This window comes from Spongiactinospora sp. 9N601, from assembly GCF_044326295.1.
In the GTDB taxonomy this organism is placed as follows: Bacteria; Actinomycetota; Actinomycetes; order Streptosporangiales; family Streptosporangiaceae; genus Spongiactinospora; species Spongiactinospora gelatinilytica.
The window spans coordinates 370,670-385,638 of the sequence record NZ_JBIRBB010000008.1 but is presented as its reverse complement, the minus strand read 5'-3'; the positions used below and the strand labels follow the sequence as shown (position 1 = coordinate 385,638).

At 72.1% G+C, this 14,969-nt stretch carries 16 protein-coding genes; 10 read left to right on the top strand and 6 right to left on the bottom strand.

Annotated features, from left to right (window positions below; translation table 11 throughout):
• Positions 1-30 precede the first annotated feature (30 nt).
• From ACH34R_RS21750 to ACH34R_RS21740, 3 genes are all read left to right on the top strand, one after another.
• Positions 31-1,674: an amidase gene (locus tag ACH34R_RS21750; RefSeq protein WP_397563287.1), complete on the top strand. Its 1,644-nt coding sequence runs from the start codon at positions 31-33 to the stop codon at positions 1,672-1,674.
• A 558-nt stretch (positions 1,675-2,232) separates the two neighbouring features.
• Positions 2,233-3,288 (top strand): FecCD family ABC transporter permease, encoded by a 1,056-nt coding sequence (locus tag ACH34R_RS21745; protein ID WP_397563286.1) that lies wholly within the window; start codon positions 2,233-2,235, stop codon positions 3,286-3,288.
• Positions 3,285-4,370 (top strand): FecCD family ABC transporter permease, encoded by a 1,086-nt coding sequence (locus ACH34R_RS21740; RefSeq protein ID WP_397563285.1) that lies wholly within the window; start codon positions 3,285-3,287, stop codon positions 4,368-4,370. Before ACH34R_RS21745 ends, ACH34R_RS21740 begins: the two co-directional genes overlap by 4 nt.
• Here the strand turns inward: ACH34R_RS21740 and ACH34R_RS21735 are convergent.
• The 3 genes from ACH34R_RS21735 to ACH34R_RS21725 are packed head-to-tail and all read right to left on the bottom strand — an operon-like array spanning position 4,334 to position 8,621.
• Complete coding sequence (locus ACH34R_RS21735) at positions 4,334-6,076, bottom strand: ABC transporter ATP-binding protein (RefSeq protein ID WP_397563284.1); 1,743 nt, start codon at positions 6,074-6,076, stop codon at positions 4,334-4,336. The genes ACH34R_RS21740 and ACH34R_RS21735 overlap by 37 nt on opposite strands.
• Complete coding sequence (locus ACH34R_RS21730) at positions 6,069-7,787, bottom strand: ABC transporter ATP-binding protein (protein ID WP_397563283.1); 1,719 nt, start codon at positions 7,785-7,787, stop codon at positions 6,069-6,071. Before ACH34R_RS21730 ends, ACH34R_RS21735 begins: the two co-directional genes overlap by 8 nt.
• 33 nt (positions 7,788-7,820) lie before the next feature.
• Positions 7,821-8,621, bottom strand: a complete 801-nt coding sequence (locus ACH34R_RS21725; RefSeq protein WP_397563282.1) for a siderophore-interacting protein — start codon at positions 8,619-8,621, stop codon at positions 7,821-7,823.
• A 124-nt stretch (positions 8,622-8,745) separates the two neighbouring features.
• Here ACH34R_RS21725 and ACH34R_RS21720 point away from each other — a divergent pair, with 124 nt between their 5' ends.
• From ACH34R_RS21720 to ACH34R_RS21705, 4 genes are all read left to right on the top strand, one after another.
• Positions 8,746-9,726 (top strand): ABC transporter substrate-binding protein, encoded by a 981-nt coding sequence (locus ACH34R_RS21720; protein WP_397563281.1) that lies wholly within the window; start codon positions 8,746-8,748, stop codon positions 9,724-9,726.
• Positions 9,723-9,872 carry a hypothetical protein gene (locus ACH34R_RS21715; protein WP_397563280.1) on the top strand — a complete coding sequence of 50 codons (150 nt, stop codon included), beginning with the start codon at positions 9,723-9,725 and terminating at the stop codon, positions 9,870-9,872. The genes ACH34R_RS21720 and ACH34R_RS21715 overlap by 4 nt, the downstream gene beginning before the upstream one ends.
• A 142-nt stretch (positions 9,873-10,014) precedes the next feature.
• Complete coding sequence (locus ACH34R_RS21710; protein ID WP_397563279.1) at positions 10,015-10,812, top strand: thymidylate synthase; 798 nt, start codon at positions 10,015-10,017, stop codon at positions 10,810-10,812.
• Positions 10,809-11,267, top strand: coding sequence for a dihydrofolate reductase (locus ACH34R_RS21705; RefSeq protein ID WP_397563278.1), 459 nt, complete (start codon positions 10,809-10,811; stop codon positions 11,265-11,267). The genes ACH34R_RS21710 and ACH34R_RS21705 overlap by 4 nt, the downstream gene beginning before the upstream one ends.
• Positions 11,268-11,333: 66 nt before the next feature.
• Here ACH34R_RS21705 and ACH34R_RS21700 read toward each other — a convergent pair whose 3' ends face one another.
• Positions 11,334-11,882: a GNAT family N-acetyltransferase gene (locus ACH34R_RS21700; RefSeq protein ID WP_397563277.1), complete on the bottom strand. Its 549-nt coding sequence runs from the start codon at positions 11,880-11,882 to the stop codon at positions 11,334-11,336.
• 54 nt (positions 11,883-11,936) lie between these two features.
• On the bottom strand, positions 11,937-12,299 hold the full coding sequence (locus tag ACH34R_RS21695; protein WP_397563276.1) for a pentapeptide repeat-containing protein: 363 nt from the start codon (positions 12,297-12,299) through the stop codon (positions 11,937-11,939).
• Between the two features lie 20 nt (positions 12,300-12,319).
• Between ACH34R_RS21695 and ACH34R_RS21690 the strand changes: the two genes are divergently transcribed.
• Complete coding sequence (locus ACH34R_RS21690) at positions 12,320-12,877, top strand: TetR/AcrR family transcriptional regulator (protein WP_397563275.1); 558 nt, start codon at positions 12,320-12,322, stop codon at positions 12,875-12,877.
• 53 nt (positions 12,878-12,930) lie between these two features.
• Here the strand turns inward: ACH34R_RS21690 and ACH34R_RS21685 are convergent, their stop codons facing one another.
• Positions 12,931-14,148, bottom strand: coding sequence for a thiolase family protein (locus ACH34R_RS21685; protein WP_397563274.1), 1,218 nt, complete (start codon positions 14,146-14,148; stop codon positions 12,931-12,933).
• A gap of 191 nt (positions 14,149-14,339) precedes the next feature.
• Here ACH34R_RS21685 and paaI point away from each other — a divergent pair, with 191 nt between their 5' ends.
• Positions 14,340-14,723: a hydroxyphenylacetyl-CoA thioesterase PaaI gene (paaI, locus tag ACH34R_RS21680; protein WP_397563392.1), complete on the top strand. Its 384-nt coding sequence runs from the start codon at positions 14,340-14,342 to the stop codon at positions 14,721-14,723.
• A gap of 71 nt (positions 14,724-14,794) precedes the next feature.
• Complete coding sequence (locus ACH34R_RS21675) at positions 14,795-14,959, top strand: hypothetical protein (RefSeq protein ID WP_397563273.1); 165 nt, start codon at positions 14,795-14,797, stop codon at positions 14,957-14,959.
• Positions 14,960-14,969: the final 10 nt, after the last annotated feature.

The following is a 14,969-nucleotide window of genomic DNA, read 5'->3' as shown; positions in this document are numbered from 1 at the left end:
GAGGCGCCGATCGGTGCCGAGGAGGCCGATGTGGCAGGACGAAGGCGGAACCGGCACATCCGAGCAGCGGCCTTGGCGGCCGGTGTCGTCGTCCTGACGGCGCTCGGCTCGGCGACGGGTGGTGGTGCCGCGCTCGGCGACGCAGGCACCCGGGCGGCACCGGCCGACATCGCCAGGTGGGTCGTGGACCTGGACGCCACCAAGCTGGGCGAACTACTGGCGAGCGGCCGGGTCACCTCGGTCCAACTGGTCAAGGCGTACCAGGCCCGCATCGATGCCTACGAGCAGGCGTATGCCGGCCAGCCGGGTGTCAATGCGGTCATTCGCGAGGATCGGACGGCGATCGCCGATGCCGCCCGGCTCGACGCCGAACGCCGGCGGGGGAGTGTCCGAGGCCCGCTGCACGGCATCCCGCTCCTGATCAAGGACAACTACGACACCGAGGACATGCCCACCTCCAGCGGCTCGGTGGCGCTGAGGCGCTGGCGTCCTGCCGATGACGCCGAGCAGGTGGCGCGGCTGCGCGCGGCCGGCGCGATCATCGTGGCCAAGACCAACCTGCACGAGTTCGCCTCCGGCGTCGAGACCATCAGCTCGCTCGGCGGCCAGACCCGCAACCCCTACGACCAGACCCGCAACCCGGGCGGCTCCAGCGGCGGCACGGGCGCCGGCATCGCGGCCGGCTTCGGCGCGGCCGGTCTGGGCTCGGACACCTGCGGCTCCATCCGCAGCCCGGCGGCGCACAACAGCCTGGTCGGGTTGCGGCCGAGCCAGGGCCTGTCCAGCCGCGACGGCATCGCGCCTCTCTCCGACACCCAGGACGTCGGCGGCCCCATGGCCAAATCGGTCAGCGACATCGCACTGATCCTGGACGCCACCGCCGGATACGACCCGGACGACCCGTCCACCCAGGCGTCCATCGGACGCATACCCCGTACCTACACCGCCGCACTGGACGACACCGCTCTGGTCAACGCCCGCATCGGCGTGTTCACCGACTACCTGAGCACGTCAGGGCCCGCGCAGGTGACGACGGCGCTGGTCCGGGCCGCCGCCGAGGACATGGCCGCGCAGGGCGCGACCATCGTCGATCTGCCGGCCCAACCCGCGCTGATGGCGGCGGTGGACGCCTCCAGCGTGTTCGCCGACGAGACCGAACGCGACCTCAACCGCTACCTGGCGACGCCGGGCACACGATTCCCGCGCTCACTGGCCCGGCTGGAGCCACCGGCCGACATCGTGACCCTGGCCGACATCGTCACCTCCGGCCAGGTCACGCCCACGGTACTGAAGCGGCTCAAGGAGCGGCTGGGCACCTCGACCGGCCCGCAGGACGCCTACCACCAGCGGCTGGCCCGGCGCGCGGAGGCGCAACGGCTGCTCCACGAGCTGCTGAAGAACAACGACCTGGACGCACTGGTCTACCCAGCGGTCTCACAGCAGGCCGCGCTGATCGGGCAACCTCAGGAGGGACTCAGGATCTGCTTCCTCGCCGCCAACACCGGGTTCCCCGCCCTGACGATCCCGGCCGGGTTCACACCCGACGGCATGCCGGTGGGAGTCGAGCTACTGGGACGGCCGTTCAGCGAGCCGACCCTGCTCGGGCTCGGGTTCGACTACCAGCAAGCCACCCACCACCGCCGGCCACCGACGAGCACCCCACCTCTGAACTGACGGAGCAGCCCGTCGATACGTACGCCGCCGAAGGAGCTCCAGGGCAAGGCGCGTACGGACGAGGCGGCCAGGCCGGTGTCGATGGTGGATGCGTGGCGCGCCGCCGCGGTGGCCTACCTGGTCCTGAGCCTGGCCGCAAGCCCGCGCTCCGTGGCCGACCTCGGCTTGGCCGTCAACACGGTCGGCCGGGTCTACCGGGAGCTGGAGGAGGCAGGGCCGATCGAGACGCCCGGGCAGGCGGGCTCGTTCGTGCCGCCCGCCGTGCGACGTCGCGCAACTTCCGCCAGCGCGCGAAGAACGCCTGGTCGGCCATCGACGCCTGGAAGATCACCACCATCTCGGGCAGGTGCTCACGATAGGAGTGCCAGTACTGGGCCACGTGCGCGCGCAGATGGTCATAGGACAGCTCGGCGCTGCGTTGCCGCCGGGCCTCCAGGTCTTCCAGGAAGTCAGCGTCGCCCGGGAAGTCGAACCGTCGCGCCTGGGGGCGGGGATGGATCAGCCGGCCGCGGTAAATAAGGTTAGCTTTACCTAACGTAGGCCGAGTGAAGGGTCGTCATGCACACGACCGGACGTGCCCCCGCCCGTGTCGCCCCGGAAGCGGGCCGGCCCGCCGTGCGTGCGCTGCTGCGCGGCGGCGGGCTGCTCGTGGCCGGGGGCGTCCTGTGCGGACTGGTCCTGCTGAGCGTCTGGATCGGTACCAAGGACACCTCCCTGGGGCAGGTCTGGCACGCGCTGTGGCGCGACGATGGCTCGCATGTCGCCAACGTCGTCCGCCAGTTGCGGCTCCCGCGCACGCTGGTGGGTCTGCTGGTGGGCGCGGGGCTCGGCGTCGCGGGCACCCTCATGCAGACCCTCACCCGCAATCCGCTGGCCGACCCTGGGATCTTGGGAGTGAACGCGGGGGCCTCGGCCGCGGTGGTCTTCGCCATCGGCGTCATCGGGCTCGGCGACTTCCTGTCGCTGGTCTGGTTCTCCTTCCTCGGCGCCGCCGTCGCCGGGGTGGTGGTCTACGTCCTCGGGGCGTCCGGCCGGGCCGGGCCCACGCCGGTACGGCTCGCGCTAGCCGGGGCCGCCGTCAGCGCCGGCCTGGGCGGCGTCATCGCCGGGCTCACGGTGTTCGACGCCGCGACCTACGAGTACCTGCGCTTCTGGATGGTCGGCTCGCTGGCGGGCCGCCGTCCCGAACTCGTCCTGGAACTGGTGCCGTTCGTGCTCGCCGGTCTCCTCGGGGCCCTGCTGCTCGCCCGGCCCCTCAACTCCCTGGCGCTCGGCGAGGAGATGGGCCGGGGCCTCGGCGTACACGTCGCCCGCACCCGCGCGTGGACGGTCGCGGTGGTCACCCTGCTGTGCGGCGCGGCCACCGCGGCGGCGGGCCCGATCGGCTTCGTCGGGCTCGTGGTGCCCCTCATATCGCGCTGGCTGACCGGGCCCGACCTGCGCTGGGCGCTGCCGTACTGCATGCTCCTGGCCCCCATCCTGATGCTCGCCGCGGACATCGTCGGCCGCGTCGTGCTCCCCGAGGGCGAACTGGAGGTCGGAGCCGTGACGGCGCTGATCGGCGCGCCGTTCTTCATCGCCATGGTGCGCCGGCGCAAGGACGTGGCGCTGTGACGGCCTCCCGGGCGACCCGGCCCGCCGCTCCCGGGACGCTTCGCTGGGCGGGGCTGTCGTTTCGGGTGTACCGCCGCGCCATCGCGGTGTGCGCGGCGGCGGTGACGGTGATCCTCCTGCTGGTGGTGGTGAGCCTGTGCACGGGCGCCTACGCGGTCGGCCCCGCGGAGGTCGCGCGTGCGCTGTTCTACGGCACCGGCGACCGGCTCGCCGTCCACTTCGTGAACCACGAACGGCTGCCGCAGGCCGTACTGGCACTGCTCGTCGGGTGCGCGCTGGGCATCAGCGGCTGCATCTTCCAGAGCGTGTCCAGAAACCCGCTGGCCAGCCCGGACGTCATCGGGTTCAACAGCGGAGCCGCGACCGGCGCGATCACGGCGATCGTCCTCGGCGGCGGCGCGGCGCTGACCGCGGCGGGCGCCATCGGGGGCGGGCTGGCGACGGCCACGCTGGTGTTCGCGCTGTCCAGCAAGGGCGGCCCGCACGGGGTCCGGCTGGTGCTGATCGGCCTGGGCGTCACCGCGATGCTCGGTTCGGTCAACTCCTACCTGCTCACCCGCTCCCGCCTGCACCTCGCACAGGACGCGCACATCTGGCTGATCGGCACCCTGCACGGCCGCTCCTGGGGCTCTGTGCAGACCATCGCGGTGTTCCTCGCCGTACTGTTCCCGATCGCCGTCCTGCTGGGACGTCAACTGCGCATGCTGGAGATGGGCGACGACGCGGCCAGGGCGCTCGGCGTGGAGGTGGACCGGGCCCGGGTGGGGCTGATCCTGCTGGGCGTGGCCCTGGCCGGGGTCGCGGTGGCCAGCGCCGGGCCGATCCCTTTCGTCGCGCTCGTCGCGCCCCAGCTCGCCTTGATGCTGACCCGTGGCCCCGGTGTGGGCGTGACCGCGGCGGGCGCGATGGGGGCCGCGTTGCTGCTGGCGGCCCACGTCGTGTCGAACCAGGCCATGAACGTCTTCTCCTGGCTGAGCCTGGTGGCGGAGAACCAGCGCGACGCGCAGCTTCCCGTGGGGGTGACGACGGCGGTGCTCGGCGGCGGCTACCTGGCCTGGATGTTGTTCCGCAGGCGCCGCTGAGGCTCGGCGGGACGGGCCTCGGCGGCGCCCGCGTCGAGCCGTACGACCCTGGGCAGGCGCCGGATCGTCGACTCCCGGTGCGCGATGACGATCAGGGTGCGGTCCGCGTGCAGCCGGTCCAGCGCGGTTTCGAGCCGGTGCGCGGTGTCCGGGTCGAGGTCGGCGGTGGCCTCGTCCAGCACGAGCACGGCAGGGTCGAGCAGCGCGGCCCGGACGAGGCCGACGAGCTGGAGTTCGCCCGCCGACAGGCGGGCTCGGTCACGGCCGAGTTCGGTACCGAGCCCGCCGGTGAGCCCGTCCGCCCAGCCGGTCAGGCCGAGGTCGCCCACGGCGCGGCGGATCGCCCGGTCATCGGGGTCGCCGGGGACGAGGCCGAGGTTGTCCAGGAGGGTGCCCGCGATCATGTGGACGCGCTGCGGCACGAGCACGACGCGGCGGCGCAGCTCAAGCGGGTCCAGTTCGCGCAGGTCCACGCCGTCGTAGCGGACCTGGCCGCGGTCCGGGGTGTAGAGACCGGCGAGGAGTTTGGCGAGGGTGGTCTTCCCGGCGCCGGTCGGGCCCACCAGCCCGACGCGCTCCCCGGGCGTCACCCGCAACGAGACGCCGTGCAGCACCTCCACGCCGTTGACGTACGCGTAGTGCACGTCGTGCGCCTCCAGCGTGCCGCGCTCCGCCGTACGCGCCGGCGCGCTCGGGGCCGCGGCCCGCCGGGGGTCCGCGTCCGTGGCGGCCAGCAGGTCGAGGAGCCGGGCCAGGCCCGTCAAGGTCTGCTGTACCTGGCCCACCAGGTTGGACGCCTGCGTCGCGGAGTCGAAGAGCTGGCGCGTCGCCAGCACGAACAGCACCACGACACCGACGCTGACCACGCGGCCGGAGGCGAGCAGCCCGCCGAGGCCGAGGAGCGCGGCCGTCGTGATCCCCTGCACCACCCGGGACAGGCTGATGATGAACAGGCTGCGCTGCGTGCGCCGCGCCGCGTGATAGCGCTCGTCATTCTGGCGCAGGAACCGCCGCCGCCAGAACTCCGTCCCGCCCCCGGTGCGCAGCAGTTCGCCGGCCCGGACCAGCTCGTGGTAGCCGGCCGCGACCTGGCCGGCGGCGGTCGCCTCCGCGGCGAACGCCGGTGGCGCGGCCTTTTTGAACCGGCTCACGACCCACAGGATCGCGGGGACGTAGACCACCAGCAACATCAAGGAGAGCTGCCAGGACCGGCTGAGCAGCAGCACGAAGGTGAAGACCAGGTAGCCGGCCACGTTCAGCACGTCGGGAAGCTGGCCGCGTACGAAGGAGGCCAGGTCGGCGATCTCGGTCGTGGTACGCCGCAGCAGGTCGCCCGCCGGGTGCGCCTCCAGGAACCGCAGCGGCGCCCGGGACAGGCCCCGGACGGCGAGGTCGCGCAGGTGGCGCACCACCCGTTCACCGGTGGCGGTCAGCAGGATCTCCGACTGCCGGAACAGCACCAGCCGCAGCAGCGCGAGCGCCACCAGGCCGCCCGCGGCGGCCAGCAGCCCGCCCTCGTCGCCTTCGAGCAGCCGGTCCACTCCGGCGCCGACGACGGCGGGCACCGCGACGGTGGTCAGGGTGGCGGCGGCGCTGACGGCCAGTGCGACCGCGATCCGGCCGCGGTGCCCGCGGGCGTGCGGCCAGGCGCGGCGCAGGACGCGGCGCTGGTCGGGGGACGGCGACAGCCGCCGCTGTTCAGCCACCGGACGCCACCCGCGCTTCCTCGCCGACCGGCGCCGCCGTGTCCGGCAACGCCAGTATTCGGTCGGCGGCCTCCAAGAGGGCGGGGCGGTGCGTGGCGCAGACCACGGCGGTCGCTCCCGCCCAGGCGCGCAGGCGCTCGACGATGAGCCGTTCCGTCGTGGCGTCCACGGCGGACGTCACGTCGTCGAGGAGCAGGACGGCGGGCTGGCGCAGCAGCGCCCGGGCCAGGGCGAGCCGCTGGAGCTGGCCGCCGGACAGGGTGGTGCCGCCTTCGCCGACCTCCGTGCGCAGTCCATCGGGGAGCGAGCGGACATGGTCGTCCAGCGCGGCGACGTGCAGCGCCGCGTGCAGGTCGTCGTCGGTGTGGTCCGCGCCGAGCCCCAGGTTGTCGGCGATGGTGCCGCTGATGGTGACCGGGCGCTGCGGGACGAAACCGATGCGCCGATGCACCTGGCCGGGGTCCGCGTCGTCGAGCGGGACGCCGCCGAAACGGACCGTGCCCTGCTGCGGGTGGGTCAGATGCCCGAGTACGCGCAGAAGGGTGGTCTTCCCGGAGGCCATGGGCCCGGTGACGGCGAGGAACTCGCCGGGGCTGACGCTGAGGTCGATCGGCGGGAGCACGGTACGTCCCCCGGCGAGCACGCCGACGCCTTCGGCGGACAGGACGCCGCTTTCAGGGAGCGCGACGGTCCGGCCTGAGGCCCGTTCGCCGGGCATGGGCAGCAGCAGTTCCTGGAGCCTGCGGGCGGCGGTGGTGGCCTGGCTCAACTGGCCCAGGCGCATGGTGAGCACGCCGACCCACATCACGAGCATGCCCATCCAGCCGGTGAAGGCGACGATGCCGCCCACGGACATCGTGCCGCGAAGCACCGCGAGCCCGCCGAAGGCGAGGCCCGCGCCGACGGCGAGGGCGGGGACGAACGGGGACAGGGCCGCCCAGTTCGCGGAGATCCGCGCGGTGGCGAGGGTGTGGGTGGTGACCTCCGCGCTACGGGCGTCGTGCCGGCGTACCAGGGCGGCCTCGCCGCCGATACCGCGTACCGCCACGCTGGCGGAGAGCAGTTCCTCGACCGCGTCGGCCCGGCCGCCGTGGGCGGCCGACAACGCCGCGCTCGCGGCGCCGAACCGCCTGGGGAACCAGTAGGTGTTGATGAACACCAGGAACGGCAGGCACAGCAGGCAGACCAGCGCGAGCAGCGGATCCAGCCGCACGATCGCGGCGACCATCAGCACGAATCCGGCGACGCCGGTGACCAGGGACGGGAAACCCATCAGCCAGGTGCGCACCAGATCCACGTCGCGGGTGCCGCGCATGCCGAGGTCGCCCTCCCCGAAGCGGTCCAGGACGTGGCCGTCGAGCGCGGCCACGCGGTCCGCGAGCGCAAGGTAGAGGCGGTTCCCCTCCAAGGTGCCGGAGACGGTGGAGAACCAGCCGAGCGCCATCTCCGCCAGCGCGGCGAGGACACCGGCGGCCACGACCGCGGAGGCCCAGCCCCACAGGGCGCCGTGCCCGCCGTTCACGATGCCCCGGTCCACGGCGTTCTCGATGAACCACGGCATCGCGATCAGCGCGACCTGGTACACCAGGCCGCTGATGAGGGCGAGGACGAGCGGCCCGGCCCGGTGGCGTACCGAACCGGCGAGGAGACGAAGCCCGTCGGCCGTGCGGGGCGGGTTCGCGGGCCGGGCGGGCCGGTGGGTGGTGGGCATGCGTCCCTTTCGGGTGAGGGGGGAGTGGGCGGGTCAGACCTCGCTGTCCTGGGTCACGCCCTTCGTCCAGTAGGCCGTGAGACGGGTGTCGGCGCGGTCCACCCCCCGCCCCTCGATGAAGTGACGCCGCAGTCCGCGGATGACCTCGCGCTCCGCGCCGCCCCAGATCCGCCCGCGCCCGGGGGGCAGCGGCAGCTCCATGGCGTGCTCGGCCAGTAGCCGCCCGGCGGGCCGGCCCCGGCGGTGCAGCCACGTCACCTGGGCGTCGGCGGCGGTGGGGAGGGGGAGTTCCTCGTCCGGGTCGGCGACTTCGAGCAGTACGGTCACCGGGTGCCCGGCGGGCAGTTCCGAAAGGATGACGGCGATGGCCGGGATCGCCGTCTCGTCGCCGAGCAGGACGCTCCAGCACACCTCGGGATCGAGCGGGTACGCCGGGCTGGGACCGAACCAGATGGCCTCGTCGCCGGGGCGGGCCCGGGCGGCCCAGCCGGAGGCGAGCTGGTCGCCGCCGTGCAGGACGAAGTCCATGTCGACCTCGCCGAGGTCGGGGCGGTGGTGACGGATGGTGTAGCGGCGAAGCCGCGGCCGGGCGACCGGGAGCAGGTCACGCGCCGCCTCGGTGGTGAAGGGGCGCGGCAGGGTGACGTGCGGCTCGTAGAAGTACAGCGCCACGTGCTGGTCGGTGCCGTTGCTGAGTAACCCGCCGAGGCCGGGCTCGGCGAAGGTGATGCGGACCATTCGGGGGGTGAGGTGACGCACCGCGTGCACCGTGGTGACGTGAAGCCGTCCCGGATTGCGGCCGTGGGGGGCGCGTCCGGCGATTGGCCCGCTCATCTCGTGATCTCCTCGCTACTAGGGCCCCGATCGGCCGGCGGTCCGCATGGGGGCTATAAGTTAGGCAAGCCTAACCATCGTTGCGGGTGCGCCACGTACCCGACCCCTACGGAGGAGACGGGACATGCCATATCCGGACGCCATGCCGGCCACCCTCGGCCGCAGAGGCTTCCTGGGCGGGGTCGCCGCCGCGGCGGCCACTCTCGGACTGACCGCGTGCGGCGTGAGCGGGCAGGGGGACACCGCCGAGGCCGGTGGCGCCGGTAAGGCCGTGGGTCGGCAGATCGCCACCGACAACGGCACGGTCACCGTTCCCGAGCATCCCGAGCGGGTGATCGCGACCGTCAACTACGACGCCCTGATGCTGCTCGACCTCGGATTGGTCCCCGTGGGAGTGCCGGACGGTACGGCCCAGAAGACCCTGATGCCCGCCGCCGCGTACGAGCGGCTCAAGGACGTCAAGACCATCGGCGCCGCCGGGGCGCCCAACGCCCAGGCCATCGCCGCCCTCAAGCCCGACCTGATCCTGGACCAGTTCTACAAGGACAAGACCACGCCGCTCGCCACCATCGCCCCGGTGGCGTTCTTCAACTGGGCCGACAGCGGCGCGCTCTGGCACCAGCAGATCGCCAAGATCGCCAAAGCGGTGAACCGGGAGGACCGGCTCACCGCCGCCAAGCAGAGGTATCAGGCGCGCCTTGAGGAGGTGTCGGCCACCTACCGCAAGCAGATCGAGGGCTCGACCTGGGTCTCGCTCAGCGGCGGGCAGGGCGGCAAGGTGTACCTGGGCTCGCCGCTCCTGACGGTGATGCGCGACCTCGGCCTGAAGATCGGCGCGGGCATTCCCGCCGATGAGTCCGGCTTCGTCGAGAAGAGCTACGAAGAACTCGACGTCCTCAACGACTGCACGGTGGTGCTGTACGCGGGCCAGTTCGAGGGCACGGCCACGCCGCCCACCCAAGAACTGCTGAAGAACGAGCTGTGGAAGGACGTGCCCGCGGTGAAGGCGGGCCGCGCCTTCCCGGTGAAGCACTACATCATCGCCTCCTACACCTTCGCGCTCGGCGCGGTGGACGAGATCGAGGCCGCGCTCAAGAAACTGTGAACGCTCCCCGCCGTCCCCTCGGCGGCGAACCGCAGGCAGGCCGCATGGTGGGCTTCACGTTCTGCCCACCGGGCAGGCGGGTGAAGGTGATGAAGGTGATCGCCCGCCCGGTGCAGGAGGCGGCCGGTCGGCTGAGCGGCACCTGATCATGGTTCTGCCCCCAGGCGGAGGGGCCGCGGACAAGGATCTCCGGGTCGGGGGCGACGATCAGCGTTCAGGTGCCGGCGGCCGGCGAACTCCTGACCGCGGTGGCCGGGCACTCCGGGCCCCTTGGTTAGGCTTGCGGGCATGCCGGACACGCAGTACGAAGATCTGCTCCGCCACGTGCTCGACACGGGCGCCCGTAAGGAGGACCGCACCGGTACGGGGACGCGGTCGATCTTCGGCCACCAGTTGCGCTACCGGCTGTCCGACGGCTTTCCGCTGATCACGACGAAGAAGGTCCACTTCCGCTCGATCGCCTATGAGCTGCTGTGGTTCCTCCGCGGCGACGCGAACGTGACGTGGCTCCGGGACAATGGCGTCACGATCTGGGACGAGTGGGCGGCGCCGGACGGTGATCTCGGCCCGATCTATGGCGTGCAGTGGCGGTCGTGGCCGACCCCGGACGGCGGGCATGTCGACCAGATCAGCGAGGTGCTGCGCACGCTGCGCGAGAATCCCGACTCTCGGCGGATCATCGTGTCCGCGTGGAACGTCGCCGACATCCCGCGGATGGCGCTGCCGCCCTGCCACGCGTTCTTCCAGTTCTACGTCGCCGAGGGCAAGCTGTCCTGCCAGCTCTACCAGCGAAGCGCGGACCTGTTCCTCGGCGTGCCGTTCAATATCGCGAGCTACGCCCTGCTGACGCACATGATCGCCGAGCAGGTGGGCCTTGACGTCGGTGACTTCGTCTGGACCGGGGGCGACTGTCACATCTACGACAATCACGAGGAGCAGGTCCGCACGCAGCTCGCACGCGAGGCGCGGCCGTTCCCCAGGCTGGGCCTGAAGCCGGCGGGCAGCCTGTTCGACTACACCTACGAGCACATCACCCTCGACGGCTATCACCCGCACCCTGCCATCAGGGCACAGGTGGCGGTGTGATCGGGCTGGTCTGGGCGCAGTCGGCGAACGGCGTCATCGGCCGCGACGGCATGCTGCCGTGGCACCTGCCGGAGGACCTGAAGCACTTCCGCTCCCTGACCGCGGGCACGACCGTGCTCATGGGCCGCCTTACGTGGGAGTCGTTGCCGCCGCAGTTCCGGCCGCTGCCGGGCAGGCGAAATCTTGTGCTGTCGCGCACGCCGCAGGAGGGCGTGGAGACGTTCCCCGACCTGAAGCAGGCGCTCGCCGCGGCGTCCGAGGACGTGTGGGTGATCGGTGGCGCGACCGTGTATCGGGCGACACTGCCCATCGCGGACCGAATCGTCGTCACCGAGATCGAGGAGTCCTTCGAAGGTGACACGCGCGCCCCCGAGGTTGGACGCTCACCGGACTCCGTGGGGGCGTGGCAGGAGTCTTCGACCGGGCTGCACTATCGGTTCCTGACCTGGGACTGAGGCCGGCCGGCCTCAGCGGTCGCGGCCGGAACCTGCCGAGCGGGCCGGCGATGGCGTCATGAGGGCTCACACCTCGGGAAGGGAAGGATCAGGTTTCCATGGGTTCGGTGCGGTGATGGACCAGCGTTCATGGTCGCGCCAGGCGCCGTCGATGTAGAGGTAGGCGGGCGACAGTCCCTCGTAACGGAAGCCCAGGCGCCGGGCCAGGGCCAGGGACGCTCTGTTCTCTGGCTGAATGTTGGCCTCCAGCCGGTGGAGCCGCAGGTCGGTGAAGGCGTGCCGCAGGGCGACGGTGAGCCCGTCGGTCATGTACCCCTGTCCTGCGAACGGGGCGAAGGCCGCGTAGCCGAGGGACGCGCCCTGGTAGCGGCCCCGGATGATCGAGTTGATGTTGACCATGCCGGCGGCTGCGCCGGTCTCCCGGACACGGATGAGAAAGCCCAGGTCGGTGCCATCGTCGAAGCGGCGCATCCAGTTCTGGAACTCCTCCGCGGTCGCGGGCAACCGCATCCATGGCAGGTGCAGCTCGGTGCTGGCCTGCGCGAGCGAGCAGAACTCGTCCTGGTCGGAGAGGGTGAGTGGGCGCAGTTCGACCCGTGATGGCATGTGGGACATGGACCAACGTTAGGACCTGTGGTGATGTGACCGCCGCACGGTGGGCGGTCGCCTTCAACCGCGGGCCGCAGGGCGGGGTACCCCCGGTTCGTCGTCCGCTTCGGGGCGCACCCGCATGCCCAGTGCGGTGACGAGCACGGTGGCCTGCGCGGGGTCGATGACCGCGCCGCCCTCGACCGTCAGCAGGCCGTAGGTACAGCCGTCGAACATGCCGCCGATGAGCTTGCAGTCCCTGAAGACCGCGTCGAAGAACGAACAGCGGATGAACGTGCAGTTGATGAACGCGGCGTTCTCATGTGAGGACACGTTGAAGCGCACGCCACGGAAGGTGCACTCGTTGAAGACGGCCCCGCGGTCGGCCAGTTCCCTCATGTCGACATCGACGAACAAGACCTTGTCGAACCGCTCGCCGTCCAACCGCTCGGCCTGCCATCGCGATGTGCCGACGGTGCTGGTGGTGGGCGGGCCGGACCCGCGCCCGCATCCGCAAGGCGGCGGTGCTGCTGATGGCCGAGCAGGGCTACCACGCCACCACCCTGCGGCAGGTCGCCGCGCGGGCCGGAGTGGCCGGTGGGCTGCCCTCGCACTACTTCGGCAGCAAGGACGGCCTGCTCCTGGACGTGGCCAACGGCTGGCGCGACCGGACCCGGGCCGCACTGGCCGCCCACCGTGACGCGGAACCGGCCACCACATTGCGCCTGCTGGTCCGGTCGGCGCTGCTGGGCCTGGACGCCTCTCCCAAGGAGGTCGAAGTGCTGCGCGCCGCCCAGGCCGATGAGGAATCGGCCGACCTCCTCGACTCCCTGGACCAGGCCCTGCGGGATTGCCGTTCGCCCGACCCCGAGGGCGACCGCCTACTCCTGCTCGCCGGCATCCGCGGCGGCCTGTCCCTGGCCGCCGAAGATGCGAGCTTCCCCCTTCGTGACCTTGAAGAGGCCCTGCTGTCCCGCGTTCTGCGTACGCAGGCCGCCACAGAGGACCCTCCTCGGCAGTGACGTCGGCGGCGGAGGCTGGCCGGGTGCGGACTCGGAATGGCGCCCGATCGCCATCACACGCGTTCCACCAGCATGGAAACGCCCTGGCCCACGCCGACGCACAGTGTCGCCAGGCCGCGGGCGCCGCCTGTGCGCTCCAGCCGGCCGAGCAGGGTCACCAGGATGCGCGCGCCCGAGCATCCGAGGGGATGTCCGAGCGCGATCGCGCCGCCCTCGGCGTTGACGATCTCCTCGGGCAGTTTCAGCCTGCGGATGACGGCGAGGCTCTGCGCGGCGAAGGCCTCGTTCAGCTCGACGGCGTCCAGATCGTCGATGCTCCATCCCGCGCGGCCGAGGACCTTATGGGTCGCCGGTACGGGCCCGAGGCCCATGAGGTTCGGCGCGACACCGGCCGCGGCGCTCGTCACCACGCGCGCCCGTGGCGTGAGTCCGTGGCGGTGTACCGCGTCCTCGCTCGCCAGCACGAGCGCCGCCGCGCCGTCCGACAGCGACGATGATGAGCCCGCGGTGACGATCCCGCCCGCGCGGAAGACCGGCTTCAGGGCGGCCAGCCGCTCGGCCGTGGTGCCGCGGCGCGGCCCTTCGTCGACGGCCACCTCGCCGTCGCCCACGGGGACGGGCACGACCTCCGGCGCGAAGCGGCCCGCGTCGATCGCGTCGATCGCGCGCATGTGGCTGCGCAGCGCGTACGCGTCGGACTCCGCACGCGTGATCCCGTCGAGCGCGGCGACCTCCTCGGCCGTCTCGCCCATCGACAGCGTGATCTTGCGGGTCTCCGGGCCCGCGCCCGCGGGGACCTCGCGATCGGCCCGGGCGAATTCCGGGTTGGTGAACCGCCAGCCCAGAGCGGTGTCACTGACCTCTCCCGGCCTGGCCCACGGGGTGCCGGGCTTGGCGAGCACCCACGGCGCACGGGTCATCGACTCCACGCCGCCCGCCACGACGACGTCGGCCTCGCCCGCACGGATCGCCTGCGCCGCGTTCGCGACCGCGGTCAGCCCGCTCGCGCACAGCCGGTTGACCGTGTGGCCGGGCACCTCGTCCGGCAGCCCCGCGAGCAGCACGGCCATCCTGGCGATGTTGCGGTTGTCCTCACCCGCCTGGTTGGCGGCTCCGAGGATCACCTCGTCCACCGCGTCCGCGGGTACGCCCGCGCGCCGTACCGCCCCGGCCACCACCAGCCCGGCCAGGTCGTCGGGGCGGACCTGGGCGAGCGCGCCGCCGTAGCGGCCCTGCGGGGTGCGCACCCCGTCGACGAGAAACACCTGCATGAGACCTCCGAGACGATGGGAGCGCCGTGCGTGACGGCGGGCGACGCGTTCTGGCGTCACCTGTGCGGCTTTGACCGCCCGCGGGCGGCTGCTTTACTTGGCATCACATTAATAACCAACCATTCGGTAAGTAAGCAAGGTGGGAGAGCGTGAATCGTGCCACGAAGGACATCGCCGCCCCGGTCGCGCGGATGCTCGACGCCGACAAGGCGTCCGGCGCGCTCGGCATCGAAGTGGCCGAGGCGGGGGAGGGGCGCGCGCGGGCCCGGATGACGATCGGCGAAACGATGGTGAACGGGCATGGGATCGCGCACGGCGGCTACGTCTTCCTGCTCGCCGACACCACGTTCGCCTGCGCCTGTAACAGCCACGGGCCCGTGACCGTCGCCGCGGGGGCGGAGATCTCCTTCGTCGCCCCCGCCCGGCTCGGCGACGTGCTGGTCGCGTACGCGGAGGAGCGCACCCGGTTCGGCCGCAACGGCATCTACGACGTCACCGTCCGCCGCGAGGGCGACGACGCAGTGATCGCCGAGTTCCGCGGACGAAGCCGCGTCGCCGAGCGGCCCCCTACGTAGCCCGTCGCGGGCGGTTCGGCCGGCGTGCCCTATCCTCGGGATGGGTTGGTTCACCCGGCCGCCCCACCACCGTGCACACCCGCGCGCTGCTCGCCGTCAACGACGACCTGCCCTACTACCAGGATGTCAACGACACCGAGTTCTGCACGGGCCGGTTCTTCACGGCGGACGACTTCGCCCGCTACATCGGCCTGTATCCGCACATCATCGGCAGGCCAGCCCGGATCGCCGCCTGAGCGCGCACTG